The organism is Tsuneonella sediminis (genome assembly GCF_051912845.1).
Lineage (GTDB): Bacteria > Pseudomonadota > Alphaproteobacteria > Sphingomonadales > Sphingomonadaceae > Tsuneonella > Tsuneonella sediminis.
Window position 1 is genome coordinate 582,785 of the sequence record NZ_JBNCBU010000001.1, and the last position, 21,360, is coordinate 604,144.

The 21,360-nt window shown below is 67.2% G+C and carries 26 protein-coding genes; 12 read left to right on the plus strand and 14 right to left on the minus strand.

The window, feature by feature from the left end; genetic code table 11:
• The first annotated feature begins 3 nt into the window (after positions 1-3).
• Both ACPV3N_RS02920 and ACPV3N_RS02925 read left to right on the plus strand, forming a co-directional pair.
• Positions 4-396: a DUF1489 family protein gene (locus ACPV3N_RS02920; RefSeq protein ID WP_440114399.1), complete on the plus strand. Its 393-nt coding sequence runs from the start codon at positions 4-6 to the stop codon at positions 394-396.
• 77 nt (positions 397-473) lie between these two features.
• The gene (locus tag ACPV3N_RS02925; protein WP_440114402.1) at positions 474-740 is read left to right on the plus strand and encodes a hypothetical protein; all 267 of its coding nucleotides are present in this window, start codon (positions 474-476) and stop codon (positions 738-740) included.
• Here ACPV3N_RS02925 and ACPV3N_RS02930 read toward each other — a convergent pair.
• From ACPV3N_RS02930 to ACPV3N_RS02940, 3 genes are read right to left on the minus strand one after another with little or no spacing between them, the layout of a single operon-like run.
• On the minus strand, positions 737-1,417 hold the full coding sequence (locus ACPV3N_RS02930; protein WP_440114405.1) for a DsbA family oxidoreductase: 681 nt from the start codon (positions 1,415-1,417) through the stop codon (positions 737-739). The genes ACPV3N_RS02925 and ACPV3N_RS02930 overlap by 4 nt on opposite strands.
• Complete coding sequence (gene nudC, locus ACPV3N_RS02935) at positions 1,414-2,286, minus strand: NAD(+) diphosphatase (protein ID WP_440114408.1); 873 nt, start codon at positions 2,284-2,286, stop codon at positions 1,414-1,416. Before nudC ends, ACPV3N_RS02930 begins: the two co-directional genes overlap by 4 nt.
• A complete protein-coding gene (locus ACPV3N_RS02940) occupies positions 2,283-3,605 on the minus strand; it encodes a serine hydrolase domain-containing protein (RefSeq protein WP_440114411.1) in 1,323 nt (440 codons plus the stop codon). The genes nudC and ACPV3N_RS02940 overlap by 4 nt, the downstream gene beginning before the upstream one ends.
• A 117-nt stretch (positions 3,606-3,722) precedes the next feature.
• Between ACPV3N_RS02940 and ACPV3N_RS02945 the strand changes: the two genes are divergently transcribed.
• The gene (locus ACPV3N_RS02945) at positions 3,723-3,944 is read left to right on the plus strand and encodes a hypothetical protein (RefSeq protein WP_440114414.1); all 222 of its coding nucleotides are present in this window, start codon (positions 3,723-3,725) and stop codon (positions 3,942-3,944) included.
• On the opposite strand, the gene ACPV3N_RS02950 is transcribed toward ACPV3N_RS02945, so the two are convergent.
• The gene (locus ACPV3N_RS02950) at positions 3,941-4,960 is read right to left on the minus strand and encodes an A/G-specific adenine glycosylase (RefSeq protein WP_440114416.1); all 1,020 of its coding nucleotides are present in this window, start codon (positions 4,958-4,960) and stop codon (positions 3,941-3,943) included. The genes ACPV3N_RS02945 and ACPV3N_RS02950 overlap by 4 nt on opposite strands.
• A gap of 14 nt (positions 4,961-4,974) precedes the next feature.
• Between ACPV3N_RS02950 and ACPV3N_RS02955 the strand changes: the two genes are divergently transcribed.
• The 4 genes from ACPV3N_RS02955 (at position 4,975) to ACPV3N_RS02970 (ending at position 10,464) form a co-directional block, all read left to right on the plus strand.
• Positions 4,975-5,511 carry a DUF721 domain-containing protein gene (locus tag ACPV3N_RS02955; protein ID WP_440114418.1) on the plus strand — a complete coding sequence of 179 codons (537 nt, stop codon included), beginning with the start codon at positions 4,975-4,977 and terminating at the stop codon, positions 5,509-5,511.
• On the plus strand, positions 5,508-6,182 hold the full coding sequence (locus tag ACPV3N_RS02960) for a thioredoxin domain-containing protein (RefSeq protein ID WP_440114421.1): 675 nt from the start codon (positions 5,508-5,510) through the stop codon (positions 6,180-6,182). Before ACPV3N_RS02955 ends, ACPV3N_RS02960 begins: the two co-directional genes overlap by 4 nt.
• Positions 6,183-6,275: 93 nt before the next feature.
• Entirely contained in the window at positions 6,276-7,013 is a 738-nt protein-coding gene (locus tag ACPV3N_RS02965) for a thioredoxin domain-containing protein (protein ID WP_440114423.1), read from the plus strand.
• Between the two features lie 28 nt (positions 7,014-7,041).
• Positions 7,042-10,464, plus strand: a complete 3,423-nt coding sequence (locus ACPV3N_RS02970; protein WP_440114425.1) for a chromosome segregation SMC family protein — start codon at positions 7,042-7,044, stop codon at positions 10,462-10,464.
• A 3-nt stretch (positions 10,465-10,467) separates the two neighbouring features.
• Here ACPV3N_RS02970 and ACPV3N_RS02975 read toward each other — a convergent pair whose 3' ends face one another.
• Positions 10,468-11,691 carry an alpha/beta fold hydrolase gene (locus tag ACPV3N_RS02975; protein WP_440114428.1) on the minus strand — a complete coding sequence of 408 codons (1,224 nt, stop codon included), beginning with the start codon at positions 11,689-11,691 and terminating at the stop codon, positions 10,468-10,470.
• Positions 11,692-11,804: 113 nt separating this feature from the next.
• Here ACPV3N_RS02975 and mddA point away from each other — a divergent pair, with 113 nt between their 5' ends.
• The gene (gene mddA, locus ACPV3N_RS02980; RefSeq protein ID WP_440114431.1) at positions 11,805-12,569 is read left to right on the plus strand and encodes a methanethiol S-methyltransferase; all 765 of its coding nucleotides are present in this window, start codon (positions 11,805-11,807) and stop codon (positions 12,567-12,569) included.
• A gap of 4 nt (positions 12,570-12,573) precedes the next feature.
• Here the strand turns inward: mddA and ACPV3N_RS02985 are convergent, their stop codons facing one another.
• The 5 genes from ACPV3N_RS02985 to rpmF form a co-directional block, all read right to left on the minus strand.
• Positions 12,574-12,966 (minus strand): MerR family transcriptional regulator, encoded by a 393-nt coding sequence (locus ACPV3N_RS02985; RefSeq protein WP_440114434.1) that lies wholly within the window; start codon positions 12,964-12,966, stop codon positions 12,574-12,576.
• A gap of 10 nt (positions 12,967-12,976) precedes the next feature.
• Positions 12,977-13,276 (minus strand): integration host factor subunit alpha, encoded by a 300-nt coding sequence (locus tag ACPV3N_RS02990; RefSeq protein ID WP_440114437.1) that lies wholly within the window; start codon positions 13,274-13,276, stop codon positions 12,977-12,979.
• Positions 13,277-13,381: 105 nt separating this feature from the next.
• Entirely contained in the window at positions 13,382-14,347 is a 966-nt protein-coding gene (locus ACPV3N_RS02995) for a beta-ketoacyl-ACP synthase III (protein ID WP_440114439.1), read from the minus strand.
• Positions 14,344-15,402, minus strand: a complete 1,059-nt coding sequence (gene plsX, locus ACPV3N_RS03000; protein ID WP_440114442.1) for a phosphate acyltransferase PlsX — start codon at positions 15,400-15,402, stop codon at positions 14,344-14,346. The genes ACPV3N_RS02995 and plsX overlap by 4 nt, the downstream gene beginning before the upstream one ends.
• 24 nt (positions 15,403-15,426) lie before the next feature.
• A complete protein-coding gene (gene rpmF, locus ACPV3N_RS03005; protein ID WP_057883014.1) occupies positions 15,427-15,606 on the minus strand; it encodes a 50S ribosomal protein L32 in 180 nt (59 codons plus the stop codon).
• 222 nt (positions 15,607-15,828) lie between these two features.
• Here rpmF and ACPV3N_RS03010 point away from each other — a divergent pair, with 222 nt between their 5' ends.
• Positions 15,829-16,221, plus strand: coding sequence for an MAPEG family protein (locus ACPV3N_RS03010; RefSeq protein WP_440114446.1), 393 nt, complete (start codon positions 15,829-15,831; stop codon positions 16,219-16,221).
• 77 nt (positions 16,222-16,298) lie between these two features.
• On the plus strand, positions 16,299-16,823 hold the full coding sequence (locus ACPV3N_RS03015; protein WP_440114449.1) for a YbjN domain-containing protein: 525 nt from the start codon (positions 16,299-16,301) through the stop codon (positions 16,821-16,823).
• Between the two features lie 48 nt (positions 16,824-16,871).
• On the opposite strand, the gene ACPV3N_RS03020 is transcribed toward ACPV3N_RS03015, so the two are convergent.
• The 3 genes from ACPV3N_RS03020 to ACPV3N_RS03030 form a co-directional block, all read right to left on the minus strand.
• Positions 16,872-17,513, minus strand: a complete 642-nt coding sequence (locus tag ACPV3N_RS03020) for an MBL fold metallo-hydrolase (RefSeq protein ID WP_440117417.1) — start codon at positions 17,511-17,513, stop codon at positions 16,872-16,874.
• A 94-nt stretch (positions 17,514-17,607) separates the two neighbouring features.
• Complete coding sequence (locus ACPV3N_RS03025; RefSeq protein WP_440114451.1) at positions 17,608-18,372, minus strand: transporter; 765 nt, start codon at positions 18,370-18,372, stop codon at positions 17,608-17,610.
• A 162-nt stretch (positions 18,373-18,534) separates the two neighbouring features.
• Positions 18,535-19,188 (minus strand): S24 family peptidase, encoded by a 654-nt coding sequence (locus ACPV3N_RS03030; protein ID WP_440114454.1) that lies wholly within the window; start codon positions 19,186-19,188, stop codon positions 18,535-18,537.
• Between the two features lie 123 nt (positions 19,189-19,311).
• Here ACPV3N_RS03030 and ACPV3N_RS03035 point away from each other — a divergent pair, with 123 nt between their 5' ends.
• Entirely contained in the window at positions 19,312-19,500 is a 189-nt protein-coding gene (locus tag ACPV3N_RS03035) for a hypothetical protein (RefSeq protein WP_440114456.1), read from the plus strand.
• Positions 19,490-19,837, plus strand: a complete 348-nt coding sequence (locus ACPV3N_RS03040; RefSeq protein WP_440114459.1) for a hypothetical protein — start codon at positions 19,490-19,492, stop codon at positions 19,835-19,837. Before ACPV3N_RS03035 ends, ACPV3N_RS03040 begins: the two co-directional genes overlap by 11 nt.
• A 65-nt stretch (positions 19,838-19,902) precedes the next feature.
• On the opposite strand, the gene ACPV3N_RS03045 is transcribed toward ACPV3N_RS03040, so the two are convergent.
• Positions 19,903-21,339, minus strand: coding sequence for an aldehyde dehydrogenase family protein (locus ACPV3N_RS03045; protein WP_440114461.1), 1,437 nt, complete (start codon positions 21,337-21,339; stop codon positions 19,903-19,905).
• Positions 21,340-21,360 lie beyond the last annotated feature (21 nt).

The window sequence follows — 21,360 nt, forward strand, 5'->3', positions numbered from 1 at the left end:
CCCATGCCGCTCAGCATGACCAAGATCGCCTATCGGTCGAAAAGCATCGAGTCGCTGCGCGAATGGGTCGAAGCGGGCGAGGAAGCGCACATGCGCACGCGCTATCGCCCCACCCGCCATGCCGAGATGATCGGTGGCTCGCTCTACTGGATCATGGACCACGCGATCGTCGCGCGGTGTGAAATCCTCGGATTCGAGGAACGCGCGGACGGCCACTGGACCATCCGCCTCGCGCCCCGGCTCGTGCTGGTTCAGCCCAAGCACAAACGCGCGCACCAGGGCTGGCGCTACCTCGAGGAAAGGAACGTGCCGCGCGACCTGGAGGAGGGAGAGGAGCCGAGCGACGCGATTCCCGGCCGTCTTGCCGGACGGCTGACCAAGCTCGGCCTGATCTGAACTGCCCCGCGTTGCGGGCGCCGATCCCCGGAACATCGCGCCCTCTCCCCCCGTTCTCAGGGAGAAGGAGACAGATCATGCCAGAACGCCAGTCACGCCATCCCGACAACGAGGTCATCGACCAGGCGCGGCAAGACAGCACGCCCGGCGCGCAAGGCAGCAGCGCCGGCGGCGAGGTCAACCGCCGGGTCGGCTCGCGCGCGGACGAGAAGGCCGCGCAAGGCAAGCTGCAAGGCGACGAGATCGAGACTGCGACGGGTTCGGACAACCCGGAAGAGGACGCCCGGAAAGGGCCGAAGGCAATCGACCACATGGTCGGCGGCGGATCGAGCCCCTCCCGCTAGGCCCGGCCTCTGCGCGCGATGACCTTGCGCAGGACGTCGGCATAGGTCTCGGGCGCCTGCGCGCCGGGGACCAAGAACCTGCCGTCGATCACCATGGCCGGGACGCCGGTGACGTTGCTGTCCCACGCCAGCCGTTCGTCCGCGCGCACCGTGGCCGCGATCCGCTCGTCATCGAGTGCCGCGGCGGCAGCGGCGGGGTCGTGGCCCTGTTCCTCGGCGATCGCGAGCAGGACGTCGCGACTGCCCACGTTGCGGCGCTGCTGGAAATGCGCCGCGAACAATGCCAGCTTCAGCTGCGTCTGCGTCTCCGGGCCCGCGGCGTCCAGCACCCAGCGCAGCAGCTTGTGCGCGTCGAACGTGTTCCACAGCATCGCCGGCGGCGGCTCGCCCTCGCCTGTGTAATCGAACGGAAAACCCGCCTCTGCCGCCCTGTCCGCCATCATCGTGCGCCCCGCCCGCGCCTGCTCCGGGGTGCGGCCGTACTTGCGCGCGATGTGCGCGGTGCTTTCCTCGCCTTCGGGCGGCATGTCGGGATTGAGTTCGAACGGCAGCCAGCGGACATCGGCGACAACTTCCCCCTCGAGCTGCGCAAGCGCTTTCTCCAGGTTCTTGAAACCGATCACGCACCACGGGCACATCACATCCGACCAGATGTCGATCGTCACCGTCTCGCTCATCGATCGAGCCACCACTGGACGAGGTGATGGGCAATCGCGGCCGGACGCGGAAAGATCAGCGCCTCGGTACCATCGGAACCCGCATCGCGCGCCGTGACGAGTTCGGCGCGCGTGAACCAGCGCGCGTCTTCCAGCTCGGTCACGTCGAGGGTGATCTGGTCGCTCTCGGCCACCGCATGGCAGCCGATCATCAGCTGGCTTGGAAAGGGCCACGGCTGGCTGGCGAGGTAGCGTACATCGCGCACCCGCACGCCGGCTTCTTCCAGTACTTCTCGCGCAACGGCTTCCTCGATCGTCTCGCCCGGCTCGACGAAACCCGCGAGCGCTGAGAACATTCGCGGGGGAAAGCGCGGCTGGCGTCCGAGGAGGAGGCGGTCGTCATGCTCGACGAGCATGATCGTGACGGGGTCTGTTCGCGGGAAGTGCGCCGCACCGCAATGGGCGCAGTCCCGCTGCCACCCGCCCTTGGCGATTCGCGTGGGCTGGCCGCACCGGGCACAGAACCGGTGGCGCGCGTGCCAGTCGACCAGGCTGCGCGCACCGCCGTAGATCGCCAGGTCCTGTGGCGAGAGGACCTGCATCGCCTGCCAAACCTGGGGCTGGGCATAGGCCGGGCCCTCGGCGCCGCTTTCTGGAACGGCGGCGAAACAGGCCCTGTCATCAAGAAGACCGAGAAAGACGAGGTCGCACCCGTCAGGGGCCTCGGCCAGCGTTCCCCAGCCAAGCCCCCCGCTGTCGGGATCGAAAGTCGGCAGGAGCCCGTCGAGCCTGAGCAGGCGCGCCCGCCAGTCCATCCTGGCGGCAAGCGCATCGGGATCGCAGCGCAGGAAGTCCGCGCGCTCCAGCGGGGAGCCGCCGAATGCGATCACTCCGCCATTTGCCCGCTTGCACCCCCGAGATCGGACAGGACCGCCCTGGTGAACTGGGTGGTCATCCCATAGGCGTCCGCCGGCATGTACTGCGTCATCAGCGTGGCCCTGAGGCCCCGGCGCAGATCGGCGAAGGCGGCCGTGCCCGCTGCCCCTCCCCAGCCGAAGGTTCCCGCCTGGTCGCCGAGGCCGACGCGGCCGCCCGCCCCGAACCCCGATCCTTCCGCGAACGTACCTGTCGTCGCGACCCCTTCGGGCAACAGGTTCGACGTGCCAACCCTGACCGCCAGCTCACCCATGACGCGCTTGCCGTCTATCCGGCCGTAACCCACCAGCATACGCAGGAACCGGTCGTAGTCGGCGGTCGACATCACCAGGCCCGACCCGCCCATGGGAAACGGCGGTTCTTCCGCGAATATCGAGTTGCCGCCAGGATCGATCGGCATCAGGGTTTCGCCCACGCGGAAATAGTTCGTCGTCAGTCGTCCGGTCTCGCTCGCCGGCACCTTGAAGAAGCTGCTGGTCATTCCCGCCGGCTCGAACATCCGTGCCTTGAGGAAGGCGTCGAACGGCATTCCGCTGGCCACTTCGATCACCCGGCCGAGCAGGTCTAGGCTGACCGAATACGACCAGTGCGTTCCCGGCTGGTACACCAGCGGCAGGCGGGCAAGCCGGTCGGCGAACTCGGCCAGGCTCGGCGCGCTCGGCGCACCGGTGAACTGCGGCAGCTTGAGCTTGGTCGCCTGCCCCGCTCCGAGTCCTGCATCCATGTAGGCCTGCCGGATCGCGCCCTTCTGGATGATCCCGTAGCCAAGGCCGGCGGTATGCGTGAGGAGGTGGCGCACCGTGATCGGCGTCTTCGCCGGCTCCAGTTCGGTAAGCGACCCGTCGTAGCTTTTCTGCACCGTCATGCTGGCGAACGCCGGCAACAGTTCGGCGATGGGCTGGTCGAGCCCGAGGCGACCATCCTCGATCAGCATCATCGCAGCCATGCCGGTAATCGGCTTGGTCATCGAATAGACCCGGAACAGGCTGTCCGGCCCCGCGGGCGCGGTCACCCCCAAGGCAAGCGTGCCTCCGGCGATCACTTCGGGCGGGCGCTGCCCCCAGCCGAGCGCAGCGACGATCGTGGCGACCTTGCGCGACGAGACGTAGTCATTGACGAGCCTTGCGACCGAGGGCCAGCGGGCCGAGGCGGCCGCATGGGCGGCGGCGCCCAGCGGCAGGCCGGCGAGCGCCATCCCTGCCCCAAGCCATGCGCTCGACCCCAGGAGATCGCGCCGCGACATCTGCGGCGTTGCAAGATCACGAAATGCCATCGACCACTCCAAGGGAAAAATCGGTTTCAATTCGGGATGTGCGGCATCGGCCCGCCCGGGTCAATCGCACTTCATCGCGCGCTTGCATCCCTTCGGTGTGCTAGGCATATAAGACACATGCTCAACATCCTCTCGATCCTGCTCGGTCTCGTAGCCCTGGTCCTCGCGATCCCGTCCGCCATTCCGCTGCTCGGTTGGGGCAACTGGATCGTGCTGCCGATCGCCATTCTTGGAGCCGGCCTGGGCGCGCTGTCGCGATCGAACCACGGCCGGAACTTTTGCCTGGTGGTGATCGTGATCGCAGTGGTCCGCCTTTCGCTCGGCGGCGGGATTCTCTAGGCGCGGGCGCGCACGGCCGCCTTGGCAAAAAGCGTGGGGAGACCCGCGGCTTCCAGTTCCCCAAGCGGCCACCATTCGCCATCGCCCGGCGGAACTCCCCTGCTCGACACAAGCACCGCCAGTTCGAGGTCGAAATGGGTGAAGCCGTGGCGAACGACACCCGCTTCGCGCCATTCGCCCGCAGGCGGTCCGGCGCCGTCGGCGCGCGCCGACCAACCGTCGTCGGGCAGCGCGCGCATCCCCCCAAGCATTCCGGCTTCAGCGCGGCGGACCAGCCAGACCGAGCCTTCGCGCTCGAACCAGAACGCGGTGCCCTTGCGAAGCGGCTTGACCCTCTTGGCAGGCTTCACCGGGTACCGCGCCGGATCGCCCTCCGCCTTCGCGGCGCAGTTCGTCGCCAACGGGCAGGCAGCGCAGCGCGGCAATCGCGTGGTGCAGATCGTCGCACCCAGATCCATCATCGCCTGCGCGAAGTCTCCCGCCCGCTCGTCCGGAGTGATCGAATCGGTCCGCGCGCGGATCGCCTTGCGGGCGGTTGACAGGGACTCGGACATGGCGAACAGGCGCGACACGACGCGTTCGACGTTCGCGTCGACGACTACCGCGCGCTCACCGAAAGCGATCGCCGCCACCGCGGCGGCGATGTAGGCGCCGACGCCGGGAAGTTCGCGCAATTGGGCTTCCGTCTCGGGAAAACCGCCACGCGCCGCCACCGCCCGCGCCGCCGCGAGAAGGTTTCTCGCGCGCGAATAGTATCCCAGCCCCGCCCATGCGGCCATGACCTCGGCATCGCTGGCTGCGGCCAGCGACTCTACGTTTTGCCAGCGGTCCAGAAACCGCGCGTAATAGGGCGCGACCGCCGCGGTCGTGGTCTGCTGCAGCATGACCTCCGAGAGCCAGACGCGGTAAGGCTCCGGCGCCGGCGACCCGGGCGGGCTGCGCCACGGCAGGACGCGCGCGTTGCGGTCGTACCAACCCAGAAGGCGACCGGGTATGCTGTCCTCGCTGGCGCTCATGGCGCGCCTATGGCATGGCCGCCGCGACGATGGAACGGGACGCGAAACTCCCCAAGGCGAAGCAGTACACCCGGCCGCGCGGCGGACCGGCGAAGTCGATCGCCGAGCTGACCCCGCAAGTCGGACGCACGGCCTTCCGCCGCTTCGGTTTCGTCCAGTCGAGCGTCGTCACCCGCTGGCCCGAGATCGTTGGCGAGGCGCACGCCAGGGTCTGCACGCCCGAAGCGATCCGCTTCCCACCCGGCGAGAAGGCAGACGGCATCCTGCAACTCGTCGTGCTGCCCGCGCATGCGCCGCTGATCCAGCACGTAATCCCAGAGATCATCGAGCGGGTGAACCGCTTCTTCGGGTACAAGGCGGTTGAGCGTGTCAAGCTGCGGCAAGGCGCGGTTCAGCCGCCCCGTGCTGAAGCGCGGCCCGCGGCGCCGCCCTCGCTCAAACCGATACCGCTCGAACTCGGCGACAGCCTGCGCGATGTCGGCGACCCCGAGCTTCGTGCGGTGCTCGAATCGCTCGCCCGTTCGCTCGGCAGCAAGGAGGACAACACGTGAAGTTCGCCCGCAGGATCATCGCCGCTATCGCCGCGCTTGGAGCGACGGCCGCGATTGCCGCGACACCCAACTGGCTTACCGTCGTCGACACCTCGGGGGGCGGCCACAAGATCGGCAATCCGCAGGCGAAGGTGAAACTGACCGAGTTCGTGAGCTACACATGCTCGCATTGCGGGCACTTCGCCCGGGAGGCATCCGGCGCACTCGACCTCTATGTCGCCACCGGCAAGGTCCAGCTCGACATTCGCCACGTGGTCCGCGACCCCATCGACCTGACCGCCGCGATGCTCGCCAATTGCGGTCCCGCGGCGAAGTTTCCGCGCAACCATGCGGCGCTGATCCTCGCCCAGCCCAAGTGGCTGCCGCTCGCGGAGAAGGCGACCGAAGGCCAGCAATCGCGCTGGTACAACGGCCCCGGCGCGGCGCGGCGCCGGGCGATCGCAAGCGACCTCGGATTCTACACCATAATGACCGGCCGGGGGTACGAGCGGGTGGCGCTCGACCGGTGCCTCGCCGACGAGGCGCTGGCAAAGCGGCTCGCGGCGCAATCCAAGGCCGACGACGAGAAGTTCGGCGTCAAGGCCACCCCGAGCTTCGCGATCGACGGCACGATGCTGGCCGGCACCTATTCCTGGAGCCTGCTGCAACCACAGCTCGACGCCCGTCTCTGACCCACGACGAGGCATAGCTGTGGAAAGCCCCGGGACGCGCTTCACCGTCCGTCTGCCCTCGTATACCCTCGACGACCACCCGAAAGGATGATCATGCTGCGTACCGCCTCTTTCACCCTCGTCGCCGCGCTGGCACTCGCTTCCTGCGGATCGAAAGAGACCGCCGACGGCGAAGTGGCCGAAGGCGCCACCGTTGCCGCCACGCCGGCTCCGGACGGCCAGGAATGGATCGACGTCGCTTCGGTGACCGAGGACGGCGGTTACATGGTCGGCAATCCCGACGCGCCGATCAAGCTGATGGAATTCGGTTCGCTGACCTGCGGCGCCTGCGCCAACTTTACCCAGACCGGGTTCGAGCCGCTGCGAGACAAGTACATCAACACCGGCAAGGTCAGCTTCGAGCTGCGCAACCAGGTGCACAACGGGCTCGACCTCGTGCTGGCGCGGCTCGTGCGGTGTTCGACGCCGGACGCGATGGTCCCGTTGTCCGAACAGGTGTGGATGAACTTCGACACGATCATGTCGGGCGCACAGGCCGCCGGCGGGCAGCTCGAATCGGCGATGGCGCTTCCCGAGGACCAGCGCTTCGTCGCAGTGGCGCGGGCGGCAGGCTTCCTGCCGTTTTTCGCCAGCCGCGGCATAAGCGAAGATCAAGCGCGGGTCTGCCTTTCCGACTCGAAATCGGTCGAGGCCATCGCCAAGCGATCCGAAACCCAGTCGCAGGAACTCGACGTCGCGGGCACGCCCACGTTCTTCATCAACGGCAAGAACGTAGGCACCCAGTCCTGGGATTCGCTCGAACCGATGCTCCAGCGCGCCGGCGCCAGGTAGTCCCCGGGCGTAAGGGGACACCGGCCGGATGCTCATCAGGCGGCTCAAGCTCACCGGGTTCAAGAGCTTCGTCGAGCCGTCCGAACTGCGCATCGAACCGGGGTTGACCGGGGTCGTCGGACCGAACGGGTGCGGCAAGTCCAACCTGCTCGAGGCAATCCGCTGGGTGATGGGCGAGAACTCGCCCAAGTCGATGCGAAGCGGCGGGATGGATGACGTCATCTTCGCCGGGACCGCCAGCCGCCCGCCGCGCGATTTCGCCGAAGTCGTCCTGACCGGCGCAGACGATGACGGCAAGGACCTCGAAGTCGTCCGCCGCATCGAGCGCGGAGCGGGCAGCGCGTACCGGGTCAACGGACGCGACGTACGAGCCAAGGACGTCGCTCTGACCTTTGCCGACGCGGCGACCGGCGCGCACTCTCCCGCGCTGGTTAGCCAGGGCAAGATCGCGCAGGTCATCGCCGCCAAGCCTACAGAGCGGCGGATGATGCTCGAGGAAGCGGCCGGGATCGCCGGTCTCCATGTCCGCCGCCGCGACGCTGAGGGCAAGCTGCGGCAGACCGAAGCGAACCTGGCAAGGCTCGAGGACCTCATGGCCGGCCTCGACAGCCAGATCGCATCGCTGCGGCGGCAGGCCAAGCAGGCCGAACGCTACAAGGCCTTGTCCGATCAGATCCGCGTCGCCGAGGCGCGATTGCTGTTCGCGCGCTGGCGCGACGCCGCAGCCGCGGCCGAAGCCGCACGCGCCGAAGCCCGGGCAGCGGACGCGCGGGTTACCGCGGCACAGGCGGCGTCGGCGGAGGCGCAGAAGGCGCAGGCGGCTGCGGCGGCAGCGCTCGCCGAAGCGCGCGACGAGCTTGCCGACCGACGCGACGATGCCAGTGCCCACGGCCACAGGATGGCGGCTCTGTCCAGCCAGCTCGAAGCCGCCGAACAGCGGCTCGCCGATCTCGACCGCCAGAAGGCACGGTTGGAGCAGGACCGCGGGGACGCCGACCGCCTGACCCGCGATGCCGCCGAGGCGCTCGCAAGGCTTGAGAGGGAACTCGCCGCCGGGTTAGCCGCGCTCGAGGCGGACGAGGCGCGCCGCCCCTCACTCGCAGCGAAAGTCGAGGAAGCCGAGCGCGCCGGGCGAGCCGCCGAACTCGCCCTCGCCAAGGCGACCGCCGACCAGGCAGGGGTCGAGGCGGAATGGCGCGTAGCCGAAGCCGAGGTCGCCCAGGCCGAGGCGCGCCTCGCCCGCCTCGCCGGAGAAGCGCGCCGCCACGACGAAACCCGCGCTGGCCTCTTGCAGACCGGCGATCCGGACGAGGCGGTGGCCGAGGCAAGGCAGGCCGCCCTCGATGCTGCCGGCGCGGTGAGCGTTGCCCGCGAAGCGCTCGAAACGATGCGTGCGGGCAAGGAATCGCTTCAGGCAGCGCGCGACGAGGCGGCGTCCGCACTCGCCGGTGCCCGGGCCGACCTCGCCGGGCTCGAACGCGAACGCCAGGCACTCGACCGCGATCGGCAAGCGCGGGCCCGGCAGGCTGCGGACCGCCACGGCGTCCCCACCGCGCTCGACCGGGTGCGTGCCGCGCCGGGTTACGAACGCGCGCTCGCTGCCGCGCTCGGACGCGACGCGAAGGCGCCGCTCGGCAGTCCGCAGGGCGATGGCGAAGGGCGTTACTGGACCGGTTCGGAACCGCCCGTCCCGGTGGCCGATGCGCTGGCCCATCACGTGACCGATTGCCCGCCGCAGCTCGCCGCGCGGCTCGCGCTGGTCCACGTTGGCGATAGCGACGACGGACGGACGCTCGGTCCCGGCGAATGGCTGGTCACGAGGGGCGGCGCGCTGCGACGCTGGGACGGTTTCGTGGCGCGCGGCGAAGGCGCGGCCGAAGCGGCCCAGCTCGAAGCGGAAAACCGGCTCGACGAACTGGACACCCTTATCCCCCCCCGGCGCGCAGCACTGGAGGAGGCGGAAGCCGCGCAGGCCCGCGCGCTGGACGAGCTCACGACGCTCCAGCGCCGTCTGGTCGCCGCCGAGCGGGACTTGCAGGAGGCCGCCGAGGCCGAGCGGGCCTCGCTGAGGTCGCTCGACCAGGCCGAGGCGGCGCGCGAACGCCATTCCGCAAGGCTGGCCGAACTGGCGGCGGCCGAACGGGACCTCGCCGAACAGCGCGCCGCCGCGGAGGGGGAGCTGTCCAGTGCACAGGCAAAGCGTGCCGCGCTGCCTGCGCCCGATACCGGCAGGGCCACGCTGGAGGCGGCACGCTCCAGAAACGAGGCGGCGCGAACCGCTCTCCAGGCCGCGACGGCGGACCTCGCGGCGCACGAGCAAGCGCTTGCGGTCGCGCGTGAGCGGACAGCGGCGCAGCGCGCCGACATGGCGAGCTGGCAGGCCCGCTCCGGCGAGGCGGCGCGGCGCCTGTCCGACATGAGCCGCCGGTTCGAGGAGATCGAGGAGGAGCGCGCGGTCGTCGCGGCAAAACCCGAGGGGCTGCTGCGCGAGATCGAGCGGGGCGACGAAGTGCGCGCCCGGCTCGCTGCCGGCCTCGCTGCAGCAGAAGCCGCCGTGGCCGACGCGCAGGCCGCCGCCGAGGTCGCCGGTCGCAGCCATGCCGAAGCGACCGAAGCGCTTGCCTCGGCGCGCGAAGCGCGTGCTGGGCTCTCGGCCCGCGCCGAAAACGAGGAACAGCGGCGCGAGGAAATGGCGCGCATATCGGGCGAACGGTTCCAGTGCCCTCCCCCGCTGCTCGCCGGCCGCGCGGGGTTCGACGCCGAAACGGTGAAGAGCGCGGGGCTCGAAGGCGAGGAAATGGAGCGTCTCGCGGCCAGCCGCGAACGGATCGGGCCGGTCAATCTCGTCGCGGCGGAAGAACTTGAGCGCATCGAGGCCGCGCACGGCAGCAGCGCGGCCGAGCAGGCCGAGCTGGCCGAAGCAGTCGCCCGCCTGCGCGGGAGCATCGGCAATCTCAATCGCGAAGGCCGCGAGCGCCTGCGCGCCGCGTTCGAGGAAGTGAACCGGCATTTTCGCCGCCTGTTCACCCGCCTGTTCGAGGGCGGCGAAGCCCACCTCGCACTGATCGACAGCGACGATCCGCTCGAGGCCGGGCTCGAGATTTTCGCCCAGCCGCCGGGCAAGCGGCTGCAGTCGCTCACCCTGCTGTCCGGCGGCGAGCAGGCACTGACAGCGACCGCGCTGATCTTTGCGCTGTTCCTCACCAATCCTGCGCCGATCTGCGTCCTCGACGAGGTCGATGCACCGCTCGATGATGCCAACATCGACCGCTTTTGCGATCTCCTCGACTCGATGGTCGCGGAAACCGACACCCGTTACCTGATCGTCACCCACAACGCGGTGACCATGAGCCGCATGCACCGCCTGTTCGGCGTGACGATGGTCGAACGCGGCGTCAGCCGCCTTGTCAGCGTCGACCTCGGCGAAGCCGAGCTGCTTGCGGCGGAGTAGCCTCTATCCGGCCAGGAAACTGTCGACTGCATCGCGGAAAACCGGCCACGCAGGTTCGTGATCGAGCAGGACATGGTTGTCGCTGTCGAGCGGGAGGAAGCGGGCACCCGGAATGCATCGGGCGAGATCCTCGCCAGCCGAGAACGGAATGACCTGGTCCCGAAGCGAATGTGCCACCAGAACCGGCACCGTCACCCGGGAAAGCAGTCCGGATACGTCGATCAGGCCGAGCGCCATCTGCAGACGTTCGGCGTTCTGCGGCGAGGTAGTCAAACGCTGGAGTTCGTTCCACCAGCCGAACTGTTCTGCGGTACCGCCCGGAATGTACAGGCTGGTGAACACTTGCCGAAATGCCGCGCTGTTGGTGCCCCAGCCCGTCCGCGAGAGGGTGACCATGGCTTCCCGGCGAGCATAGTCTTCTCCCGACAGCCGCAGGCGCCAACCGCGCGCATAGCCCCCGGCGAGAACCATTCGCCTGACCCGATGGGGGTGCCGGACGGCGTAGGAAATGGCCACGGCCGCCCCTTGCGACAGCGCGACGATGTCGAACCGTTCGAGCCCCGCCGCGTCGACGACTGCCTCGAAGTCATCGACGAAAGCCGCCAGTGAGAAGCTGGGTGTCTCCCAGTCGGACAATCCGTTGCCGCGTTCGTCATAGCGGATGAGCCGGTGCCGGCTCGACAGGGCAGCCAGCCAGTGCCGCCAGACCGGGCTTGTCCAGTCGAGTTCGAGATGATTGAGCCAGTTCGCCGTCTTGATCAGGGGAAATCCCTCGCCCATCTGGGACCAGGCGATCCGCGTGCCGTCGTTCGCATGGCAATGAGCGATGGTTTGCGGCGGCAGGGGGTAGGCCGCTGCCATCCTTCGGCGCGCACGCTGCCAGGCAATCGGCGTCTCCCCGTGGTGACGCTTGAACGCGCGATTGAACGCGGCCTCGCTTCCAAAGCCCACCCGAAACGCCGTTTCGGCCGCGGTCGTCCCTTCCGAACGCAATATTTCGGCCGCCCGGTCGAGCCGGTAGCGGTAGCAATATCGCATCGGGGGGCAGCCGAACGCCTGCTGGAAACGAAGGGCGAGGACACTGCGCGAGACACCCGCTTCCCGTGCCAGCATCTCGATGTCGATCGGATCGCTGTATCGTTCGCCGATCACCGCGAGGGCCCTGGCGACGACCCTCCTCCCTGTCCCATCCGGCCGGTCCGGTACCGGGGCGATCGAGCTGTTCATTGCAGGCGCAAGTTAAACGTGTCCGGCGTTTCGATCAATGTTTCAGGACCTCCAGTCATTGCCGACACCGGGGCGCGAGGCAGATAAGTCAGCCAAGACGGAGGAGACAAGCGATGACCGCATTCATCAGCCTTTTGTTCGCCGCGACGGCCTATGCCGTGTTCTTCGCGACCTTCCTTTACCTGATCGCCTTTACCGGGAACCTGCCATGGGTACCGGTAACTGTCGATCGCGGTCCCGACACCGTCCCCCTGGCCGCCGCAGCCGGCAACGCCGCGCTTATCGCACTGTTCGGGCTGCAGCACAGCGTCATGGCGCGCCCGGGGTTCAAGCGGTTGTGGACGTGCATTGTGCCCAGACATGCCGAACGAAGCGCTTATGTTCTCACCGCCAGTCTAGTTCTGATCGCGCTCTTCACGTTCTGGCGGCCGATCAACGCGGTCGTCTGGTCGGTCGACGACCCGGTCGGATCGGCACTGCTGTGGGCACTCTTCGGATTGGGCTGGTTGGTCGTTCTGACGAGCACCTTTCTCATCAACCATTTCGAGCTTTTCGGTCTGCAGCAAAGCTGGCTGCATGTCTGCCGCAAGTCTCCTCAGGCCCCGGAATTGCGCGAACCGCTGTTCTATCGGTTCGTTCGCCACCCCCTTTATACCGGGTTCCTGATCGCCTTCTGGGCGACCCCGGTGATGAGCGCGGGCCACTTGCTTCTGGCGGCCGGGATGACCGCATACATCTTGATCGCCATCCGGTACGAGGAACGCGACCTCGTCGCGCTGTTTGGCGCCAGTTACGAGGATTACCGCCGGAGGGTGGGTATGCTGGTCCCGCGAACAAGCCGCCAGCATAGGGACAGGGGACAGCCAGAGCGGACCTGAAGCGTCAGGTCTCCAGCGCGTCCGCAAGGGTGCGCCGGATGGCGCGAAGGCGGTCGAGGGCATCGGAGCGAATCCCTTCGGCCGGCACTGAGGCCCGGTCGGCGGTCGATGAAGCTGTCGCGTTGGTGGCATCCGGCCCGGGATTGGCCGCAAGGGCAGCCTTCGCACCGCGCAAGGTATAGCCCTCGCGGTTCACCAGCTTGTCGATCTCTTTCACCAGCGCCACGTCCTCGGGCCGGTAATACCGTCGTCCCCCGCTGCGCTTCATCGGTCGAAGCTGCGGGAACTGGCCTTCCCAGTAGCGCAGCACGTGGGCCTTGATGCCAAGGGCTTCGCCGACCTCACCGATCGTGCGCAGTGCGCCTTCATCCTTGCCGTCGTCGAAGCCGGAGGTCATCGGGCCATCCCTATCCGTTCGCCACCCGCTCCTTGAGCAGCTGGCTTGCGCGGAAGGTCATCACCCGCCGCGGGGTGATCGGCACCTCGATACCGGTCTTGGGGTTGCGGCCGATCCGTTCCTTCTTGTCGCGCAGCACGAAGGTGCCGAAACCCGAGATCTTGACGTTTTCGCCCCGGGACATCGCCTCGCACATGTGGCGAAGAATCGATTCCACGAGCTCGAGCGATTCCGCGCGGCTGAAGCCGAGTTTGCGGTTGATCGTATCTGCGAGATCTGCCCGAGTCAGCGTACCCACCGAACGCATCATGCCGGCGTCCTCCCGTTTTGGCGGTGCGACCCGAATTTCGCTTTGTTCTAACGGATTAGGACCGAACCTGCAATGCGCGGGACCAATTTAAACCCTCGGCGGCGGTTACATCCGCACGAGGCTGGCACCCCAGGTGAACCCGCCACCCATCGCCTCGAACATCACGAGGTCGCCGGGCTTTATCCGGCCATCCCTGACCGCCGTGTCGAACGCGAGCGGGACCGACGCTGCCGAAGTGTTGGCGTGCCGGTCGACCGTGACGACGACCTTTTCTGCAGGAAGCCCCAGCTTGCGCGCGGTCGCATCGAGGATTCGGGCGTTGGCCTGGTGCGGCACCACCCAGTCGATATCCTCGGCGGAAAAGCCGGTCTCGCCGAGCACTGTCTCCAGCACGCTGGCAAGGTTGGTGACCGCGTGGCGGAACACTTCCTTGCCCTTCATCCGCAGCTTGCCGACGGTGCCGGTGGTCGACGGCCCGCCGTCGACGTAGAGCAGCTCGTTGTGCGCGCCGTCGGCGTGGAGCTGGGTGAAGATGACGCCCGGTCCGTCCTCGGCCACGTCCTGCGCCTCGAGCACGATGGCGCCCGCGCCGTCTCCGAACAGCACGCAGGTAGTGCGGTCCTCCCAGTCGAGGATCCGGCTGAAGGTCTCCGCGCCGATCACGAGGGCCCGAGGAGCCATCCCGGCGCGCAGCATCGAATCGGCTGTCGCGAGCGCGTAGAGAAAGCCGGAACAGACCGCTGCGACGTCGAACGCGATCCCGCCGTGGCAGCCGAGAAGGTCCTGCACTTTCGTGGCGGTGGCGGGAAAGGTCTGGTCAGGGGTCGCGGTCGCAAGGACGATGAGGCCGATATCGGCCGGTCCGATCCCGGCCGCCTCGAGCGCCCTGCGGGCAGCTTCGGCGGCCAGCGTGGCGGTCGTTTCGTCTTCGGCCGCAAGGTAGCGGTTGCGGATGCCGGTCCGCTCGACGATCCATTCGTCGGTGGTGTCGACCATCGTCGCCATTTCGGCGTTGCCGACGCTGCGCCGGGGCAGCGCCGATCCGCTTCCGCGCACGACCGAACGGATCATGCCGCCCGGCCCTGGTCGCCGTTCGAGCGCAGGCGCGTCTCGCCGAGCGCAGCGAGGTCGTCAGCGATGCGGTGCGTGAGGTCGTCCTCGAGCAGCCGCGCGGCAACCGCGACCGCGTTGGCGACCCCTGCTGCATTGGCGCTGCCGTGGCTCTTCACCACCACGCCGTTGAGGCCGAGAAAGACCGCGCCGTTGTGGTTGTTCGGATCGAGATGGTGCCTGAGCAGTTCGGTCGCCGGGCGGCTGACGAGAAAACCGATCTTCGATCGCAGCGAGCTGGTGAAGGCGTTGCGCAGCAGGTCGGTGACGAAGCGCGCCGCGCCCTCGATCGCCTTCAGCGCGATGTTGCCCGAAAATCCGTCGGTCACGACCACGTCGCACGAGCCGCGGTTGATCTTGTCGGCCTCGATGAAGCCGTCGAAACTCAACGCCAGGCCCTTGGCAGCGCGCAGGCGCCCGGCGGCCGCCTGAAGCTGGTCGGTGCCCTTGATCTCCTCGGTACCGATGTTGAGCAGCCGCACGCGCGGCTCCTCGCGGCCCGTCACGATGCGCGAATAGGCTGCGCCCATCACGGCGAACTGGACGAGGTTCCTCGCATCGCACTCGGTATTGGCGCCGAGGTCAAGCATGATGACATCGTTGTCGCCGAGGCTGGGCAGCAACGCCGCGAGCGCCGGGCGGTCGATGCCCGGCATCGTGCGCAGCGCCAGCTTGCTCATCGCCATCAGCGCACCGGTGTTGCCCGCGCTGACTGCGGCGCCGGCGGCGCCCGATTTCACCGCGTTGACGGCAAGACCCATGCTGGTGGTCTTGGCGCGTCGCAGAGCCTGAGTCGGCTTCTCGTCTCCCGCCACGACACCGTCGCAGTGGAGGATCTCGGACGCACCGCGCATCTGCGGGTGCGCGTCGAGCGCGGACTTGATCCGCGTCTCGTCGCCCACGAGCAGGAACTTGAACTTGTCGTGCCTCCGGCGGGCGAGCGCCGCGCCGGAGATCATCGTCTGCACGCCCTCGTCACCCCCCATCGCGTCGACGGCGATACGCGGGAGGCTCATGACGCGACTACCCTAGGCCGGCCGTCAGAGGCCGACGGCGACGACTTCGCGGCCGTTGTAGTGCCCGCAGTGCGAGCAGAGGTTGTGCGGACGCTTGAGCTCGCCGCAGTTCGAGCATTCGTGGAATGCCTCGACCTTCAGCGAATCGTGCGACCGGCGCATGCCCCGGCGGCTGGGCGAAACTTTTCTTTTTGGGACGGCCATCTTGGCACCTGTTCCGTATGAATATCAAAGCTGTTGCGGTCCGCCCTAGGCCAGTCCCCTGCGGCGCACAACCCGCCGGACAACGTCTGGCGAGCCGGAAAGCGGCGAACGGGACCCGGCAGTGACGGGAAGGCGCGCCCTATAGCGCATATTGCGCCCGTTGCAAGCGCGCCCCGCTGTGCTAGCGAGCGAGGCGTGCTTTCGCAGGGGAATGGGGGCGAAATGATCCTTCCGGTTACGCTTACCTCGGCCGCCGCGGCCGCTATCATCAACATCTGGCTGGCGATGCGCGTCGGCCGGATGCGAATCCAGCACAAGGTCTCGATCGGCGACGACGCCGGCGGTCCGCTGACCGCGCGGATGCGCGCCCAGCTCAACTTCGTCGAGAACACCGCGTTCGTGCTCATCCTGATCGCCGCCATCGAGATTTCCGGCAAGGGCGCGCCGTGGCTCGCCTGGGTGGCAGCGATCTACATGCTCGGCCGCGTGGCGCACGGGTTCGGAATGGACGGCGGCGCGCTCGGCCGCGGCCGGTCGGTCGGCACGATCATCACGATGCTGACGCAACTGGGGCTGGCGGTCGTGGCGGTTCTGATAGCTCTCGGCAGGACTTAGGAGTTGAATTCGGGCCGAAAGCAGGGAATTTCAGGCCGGGGACACGGGTCGCTCTCGCTGTTAGAGAGGAATGGCTTATGTCGTGCAGTAAACGATTAGCGCTAAAAGCGACCATTGCACTTTGCCTATCAATCGCTCCAGTACAGGCGCTATCTCAGTCGCCGACTGCTCCGCTCAAGTCGATAACCGAAGACCAGTTCTTGAAGGCAATAAGTTTGATCCGCCCCGCGCCTGAGACGAAAAAGCTTGACGATGGCAGCTACGAGATCATTTTGCCCAACGGAATTCCGGCGAATGCGCAGTTGCAAAATTGCGAAGACAAAAAGACGCTGAGTAATTGCCGAACCTTGTCGATCATAGTTAATCTGCAAAAGCCAAAGGGCAAAAATCGGGCGGATTCTTTACGTATCGCAAACGAATTTAATAAAAATGACATACACGGAAGGAGTTTTGTTGACGAAGAAAACGATATAATTACTCGGTTCGCCTTTTTCGTCACCGGGCATGAGCCATCGACAAGCTTGGCTACGAAATTGATAAACTGGGATGCCTTTGTCCGCTCCGCCGTTCTGTCGCTCCATGGAGACAACGACACGAAGTAGAAGCGACCGGATTTTTCCTAGCCATCTGCTCGCAAATCTTATTGAGCGTCAACTCAGCGCATAATCGCTCACGAAGGCGTTGGTCTGCCGCTCCCGCCCGAAGGTGCTTGTGGGTCCGTGGCCGGGGATGAAGGTCACGTCGTTGCCCAGCGGCCAGAGCTTGCCGGTGATCGCGTCGATCAGGTCCTGGTGGTTGCCCATCGGAAAGTCGGTGCGCCCGATCGAGCCTTGGAACAGGACATCGCCGACGATCGCGAACCGGCTCGGCCGGTGGAAGAACACGACGTGGCCGGGCGTGTGGCCGGGGCAATGGATCACCTCAAGCGTCAGTTCGCCGACGGTCACGGTGTCGCCATCCTCGAGCCAGCGGTCGGGCTCGAACACCTCGGCGTGCATCCCGTACTTGCCGCCGTCCTCGTCGAGCCGGCTGATCCAGAACCGGTCGGCCTCGTGCGGCCCCTCGATCCTGAGGCCGAGTTCCTTGGCCAGCATCCCGGCCTGTCCGCAGTGATCGAGGTGGCCGTGGGTGACGAGGATCTTCTCGAGCGTCACCCCGGCCTTCGCCACCCCCGCCTTGAGCCGGTCGAGGTCGCCGCCGGGATCGACGAGCGCGCCCATCATCGTCCGGGTGCACCAGATCAGCGAGCAGTTCTGCTGGAGCGGGGTCACGGGGATGATCGCGGCCCGCATGGGGGGCAAAGGCTTGTCCGGCTGCATCGCGCCGAGGTGACCCCTAACCGCTCCGATTGCAAGCGCTGGCGGGCCCGGCGGCGCCGCCGTCCCGTCAGCGCCCGAGCCGGATGCCCAGCGTTACCCCGCCTCCGAAATCGGAAGCCCCGTCGGTCAGCCCGCCCGACCCGTAGAATCCCAGCGACAGGTTCTTGCCCACGCCGGTGTTCAGGCCGCCGACGATCCGCTGGTCGTCCTCGCCCCCTGCAACCTGGCTTTGCGCGATCGCATATCCGAGGTGGGCCGAGGTCGACCCGGCCAGGCGCAGCGACGCACCGGCCTGGGCCGAGAGCGAGTTCCTGAGGTCGAAACCGTCCGGGTCACCCGTCACCGTGTAGGCGACGCCGGCAAACGGGGTGACGCTGCCCAGCGGCTTGGCAAGATCCACGCGGACCGAATAGTCGGCCTTGCCGGTTCCCAGCCCCTTGTCCACCGAGGCGGTGGGCACCTTGACCCCCGTGCCGATCGTGGCGCTGACACCGCCAAGCGGCAGGTCGTAGGCCGCCGAAAGGTGGAGGTCCCCCATACCCTGGCGCGTGTCGACGGTGTCGGGCCGGGTCGGATCGACAAGGATCGGCAATCCCAGCGGCCCCGAAGGCGCGACCACGTTAGCAGGCGCGGTCAGCCGCACCAGCGAGGTCTGTGCGCTGGCCCGCACCCTGCCCTTTGCGACGACGAGCGACAGCGGAACGCTTTCCTTCTCGATCTCGGTCCCGGTGCCGTAATCGCCGCGTTCGTAATCGAACCCGGTCGAAAACTGGACATGCGCGGCGTTGTCCCGGGCCGGTTCGGCCGGGCTCTGTTGTGCTAGGGCTGGCATGGCGGGCAGAGCGACGATGAATGCAGTAACAAGACGCAAAATGGATCTCCGAAGCGAAGCGTGTTCACCTCTCTAACGGGCGACACCCCGCGATCCATCCATCCTGGCGCGAACTTTGTAGCTACTAGCAGGCGAACGCCTTCCGGTTGGCCGTTCGCGAACCTAGAGCCGGCCGCTCTTCCAGACCACGCGGCCGACGATCTCGAGCTCGTCGAGCGCCACCTCGAGCGGCGGATAGGCATAATTCTGGCTGAGCAGGGTCGCGCGGCCCGGCCCGGCAGGCGCAAGCCGCTTGACCATAAGCGCATCGCCCAGACGGACGACGTGGATGCCGTCGCGCAAGGTCCGCTGGGCGCGATCGACGAGGATTTCGTCGCCGTCGTGGAGAAGCGGCTCCATCGAATCGCCCTCGACGCGGATCGCGGACAGCTCCGCGCCGCCGAGGCCCTGCTCGCGCAACCAGCGGCGGCTGAAGCGAAACGAATCGAACGCCCGCTCGTCGGCGGCAAGCGCGCCGGGTCCCGCTGCCGCCCCCAGCGGCAGACGGGGAATCTCGATCCACTCACCGCGGGAGTTCGCCGTGGGCAGGGAAATTTCCTCGACGCCGCCCAGCTCCGATTCGGCCACGCCGAAGAACTGCGCGAGCGTGCGGCGGTCACCCTCCTCCAGCTTGCGCGGTGAACCCTTGCGAATGAACTGCTGCAAGTAGCTGGAATTGCGTCCGATCATCTCCGACAGCCCGGCAAGACTGACGCCGCGCTGCTGCGCGAGGTCAAGCAAGCGCAATCGGAAGGGATCATCAGGCGGGTTTACCATTTTTCCTTCCTACTCGTAGGATTTTTCCTAGACAAGTAGGATTTCGCATGGTCCCCATAGCCTCGATCGCACCACCCGAGTCCCTTGCCTGGGGGCCGAGTCGCAGAGGCAGAAGAAGGTCACATGCTGATCCGAACAATCGAGAAATTCCTGAAGGAGCACGAAATGCCCGCCACCAAGTTCGGCCGCCTGGCGGCCAACGACCCGCGCTTCGTGCTCGATCTGAGGATGGGCCGTGAGCCTCGTCGCGCCCTGTCCTCGCGCGTGGAACATTTCATGAACACTTACCGGGAGGTGGCGCGTGCCAACTGATTGTGCATCGCCGCTGCGCGCGCCCCTCGGCACCGCCGGACGCCTTCGCGAAGCCCTCTGCGCGCTCGCGGGCGGTCAGGCCACCGTCGTCCGCCAGACCGAGCGCCCGTGGGCCAGCATCACCTTCGAAGGTGCTCGGCACGGCTTCGAGCTGACATTCGACGGGATCGAAGCGGTTGGCGCGGGAGAGAGGTTCGTCGAGGCTCTCCCCGATCACGAATTCGCGATCCCCGGCCAACTCGTGGCGGAGGCCGCGATCGTCGCGGTCGATCACCGGCTTTTGCCCGGCCCCCGCATGACGGTGAGCTGCGAACTGCTGCTGCTCCGGGATGTTTGAGCGGTGCCAATTGTTTTGCGACAGGACAGTGTGACAGGTGTGACAGGCGGGCCGGACGGCACCGTTCAAAGGCGCCGGATAACGAGGTTCCGGATTTCGCTCATGTCCTCCATCGCGAACCGGATGCCTTCGCGGCCCAGGCCCGAATCCTTGACCCCGCCATAGGGCATGTTGTCGACCCGGTAGCTCGGCACGTCGTTCACCACGACGCCACCCACGTCGAGCCGGTCCCATGCCTCGAGAACCTGATGGAGGTCGCGGGTGAACATTCCGGCCTGGAGTCCGAACTTGCTGTCGTTGACGACTTCGAGCGCCTCGTCCCAGTCGGTGAACCTCGCGAGGTTCGCAAGCGGGCCAAACGCCTCCTCGCGGTTGGCCTTGCACTCCTCGGGCACACCCTCGAGCAGTGTCGCCTCGAGCATCGCGCCCTTGCGCTCGCCTCCGCACAGGAGCCGTGCCCCGGCCTCCACTGCCTCGTCGATCCAGCCCTTGAGCCGCGTTGCTTCCTTCTCGGAGATCATCGGCCCGATGAATGTGTCGCGGTCCTTGGGATCGCCTGCGACGAGCGTCCTGGTTTTCTCGACGAGCATGTCCCTGAACCGATCATAGACCTCGGCGTGGATCAGGATGCGCTGGACGCCAATGCAGCTCTGTCCGCTTTGGTAGAACGCCCCGAACACGATCCGCTCGAGCGCGTGGTCGAGGTCGGCGTCCTTGTCGACGATCACCGCTGCGTTGCCGCCGAGTTCGAGGACGACCTTCTTCTTGCCGGCTTTCGCCTTGAGGTCCCATCCCACCCCCGGCGAACCGGTGAAGCTGAGCAGCTTCAAGCGCTCGTCGGTCGTGAACAGGTCGGCTCCATCGCGGCTCGCGGGAAGGATGCTGAAAGCCCCCTCGGGCAGCACATCGCATTCGGCCAGGACTTCCCCCATGATGATCGCGCCCAGCGGGGTCATGCTGGCAGGCTTCATCACGAACGGGCAGCCCATCGCGATCGCGGGGGCGATCTTGTGCGCGGCGAGGTTGAGCGGAAAGTTGAACGGCGAGATGAAGCTGCACGGGCCGATCGGCACCCGCTTCCAGATGCCCATGTAGCCCTTCGCGCGGGGCGATATGTCGAGCGGTTGCACCTCGCCGTAGATGCGGGTCGCCTCCTCGGCGGCGATGCGGAAGGTGTCGATCAGCCGGGTGACCTCACCCTCGGCGTCCTTGATCGGCTTGCCTGCCTCGACGCACAGCGCATAGGCAAGCTCGTCGAACCGCTCCTGGAACCGGTCGACGCAGTGCTGGAGGACGCCCTGCTTTTCGAAGCTCGCCAGCCGCGCCATCGGCTCGGCCGCGCGGACCGCGCCCGCGATCGCCTCGTCGATGATGTCCGGCGTCGCGAGCGCGGTTCGGAAGGCAAGCTTGCCGGTGTACTTGTCGGTCACCTCGAGGTCGGCGTTCGGCTGCGCCGCCTTGTTGTTGAGGTAGAGCGGGTACGTGTCCTTGAGCTTGGTCATGAATCCTCCTGTCGGATCAAT

What these genes read in the sequence shown, in the direction of transcription:
- ACPV3N_RS03045 (WP_440114461.1), bottom strand. Translation starts at nt 21,339, where the DNA reads ATGACCAAGCTCAAGGACACGTACCCGCTCTACCTCAACAACAAGGCG.
- ACPV3N_RS02945 (WP_440114414.1), top strand. Translation starts at nt 3,723, where the DNA reads ATGCTCAACATCCTCTCGATCCTGCTCGGTCTCGTAGCCCTGGTCCTC.
- ACPV3N_RS02925 (WP_440114402.1), top strand. Translation starts at nt 474, where the DNA reads ATGCCAGAACGCCAGTCACGCCATCCCGACAACGAGGTCATCGACCAG.
- ACPV3N_RS02975 (WP_440114428.1), bottom strand. Translation starts at nt 11,691, where the DNA reads ATGAACAGCTCGATCGCCCCGGTACCGGACCGGCCGGATGGGACAGGG.
- ACPV3N_RS03015 (WP_440114449.1), top strand. Translation starts at nt 16,299, where the DNA reads ATGTCGTGCAGTAAACGATTAGCGCTAAAAGCGACCATTGCACTTTGC.
- ACPV3N_RS03030 (WP_440114454.1), bottom strand. Translation starts at nt 19,188, where the DNA reads ATGGTAAACCCGCCTGATGATCCCTTCCGATTGCGCTTGCTTGACCTC.
- ACPV3N_RS02920 (WP_440114399.1), top strand. Translation starts at nt 4, where the DNA reads ATGCCGCTCAGCATGACCAAGATCGCCTATCGGTCGAAAAGCATCGAG.
- ACPV3N_RS02965 (WP_440114423.1), top strand. Translation starts at nt 6,276, where the DNA reads ATGCTGCGTACCGCCTCTTTCACCCTCGTCGCCGCGCTGGCACTCGCT.
- ACPV3N_RS02930 (WP_440114405.1), bottom strand. Translation starts at nt 1,417, where the DNA reads ATGAGCGAGACGGTGACGATCGACATCTGGTCGGATGTGATGTGCCCG.
- rpmF (WP_057883014.1), bottom strand. Translation starts at nt 15,606, where the DNA reads ATGGCCGTCCCAAAAAGAAAAGTTTCGCCCAGCCGCCGGGGCATGCGC.
- ACPV3N_RS02970 (WP_440114425.1), top strand. Translation starts at nt 7,042, where the DNA reads ATGCTCATCAGGCGGCTCAAGCTCACCGGGTTCAAGAGCTTCGTCGAG.
- ACPV3N_RS02940 (WP_440114411.1), bottom strand. Translation starts at nt 3,605, where the DNA reads ATGGCATTTCGTGATCTTGCAACGCCGCAGATGTCGCGGCGCGATCTC.
- ACPV3N_RS03025 (WP_440114451.1), bottom strand. Translation starts at nt 18,372, where the DNA reads ATGCCAGCCCTAGCACAACAGAGCCCGGCCGAACCGGCCCGGGACAAC.
- ACPV3N_RS03035 (WP_440114456.1), top strand. Translation starts at nt 19,312, where the DNA reads ATGCTGATCCGAACAATCGAGAAATTCCTGAAGGAGCACGAAATGCCC.
- mddA (WP_440114431.1), top strand. Translation starts at nt 11,805, where the DNA reads ATGACCGCATTCATCAGCCTTTTGTTCGCCGCGACGGCCTATGCCGTG.
- ACPV3N_RS02995 (WP_440114439.1), bottom strand. Translation starts at nt 14,347, where the DNA reads ATGATCCGTTCGGTCGTGCGCGGAAGCGGATCGGCGCTGCCCCGGCGC.
- ACPV3N_RS02955 (WP_440114418.1), top strand. Translation starts at nt 4,975, where the DNA reads ATGGCCGCCGCGACGATGGAACGGGACGCGAAACTCCCCAAGGCGAAG.
- plsX (WP_440114442.1), bottom strand. Translation starts at nt 15,402, where the DNA reads ATGAGCCTCCCGCGTATCGCCGTCGACGCGATGGGGGGTGACGAGGGC.
- ACPV3N_RS02990 (WP_440114437.1), bottom strand. Translation starts at nt 13,276, where the DNA reads ATGATGCGTTCGGTGGGTACGCTGACTCGGGCAGATCTCGCAGATACG.
- ACPV3N_RS02985 (WP_440114434.1), bottom strand. Translation starts at nt 12,966, where the DNA reads ATGACCTCCGGCTTCGACGACGGCAAGGATGAAGGCGCACTGCGCACG.
- ACPV3N_RS03020 (WP_440117417.1), bottom strand. Translation starts at nt 17,513, where the DNA reads ATGCGGGCCGCGATCATCCCCGTGACCCCGCTCCAGCAGAACTGCTCG.
- ACPV3N_RS02950 (WP_440114416.1), bottom strand. Translation starts at nt 4,960, where the DNA reads ATGAGCGCCAGCGAGGACAGCATACCCGGTCGCCTTCTGGGTTGGTAC.
- ACPV3N_RS03010 (WP_440114446.1), top strand. Translation starts at nt 15,829, where the DNA reads ATGATCCTTCCGGTTACGCTTACCTCGGCCGCCGCGGCCGCTATCATC.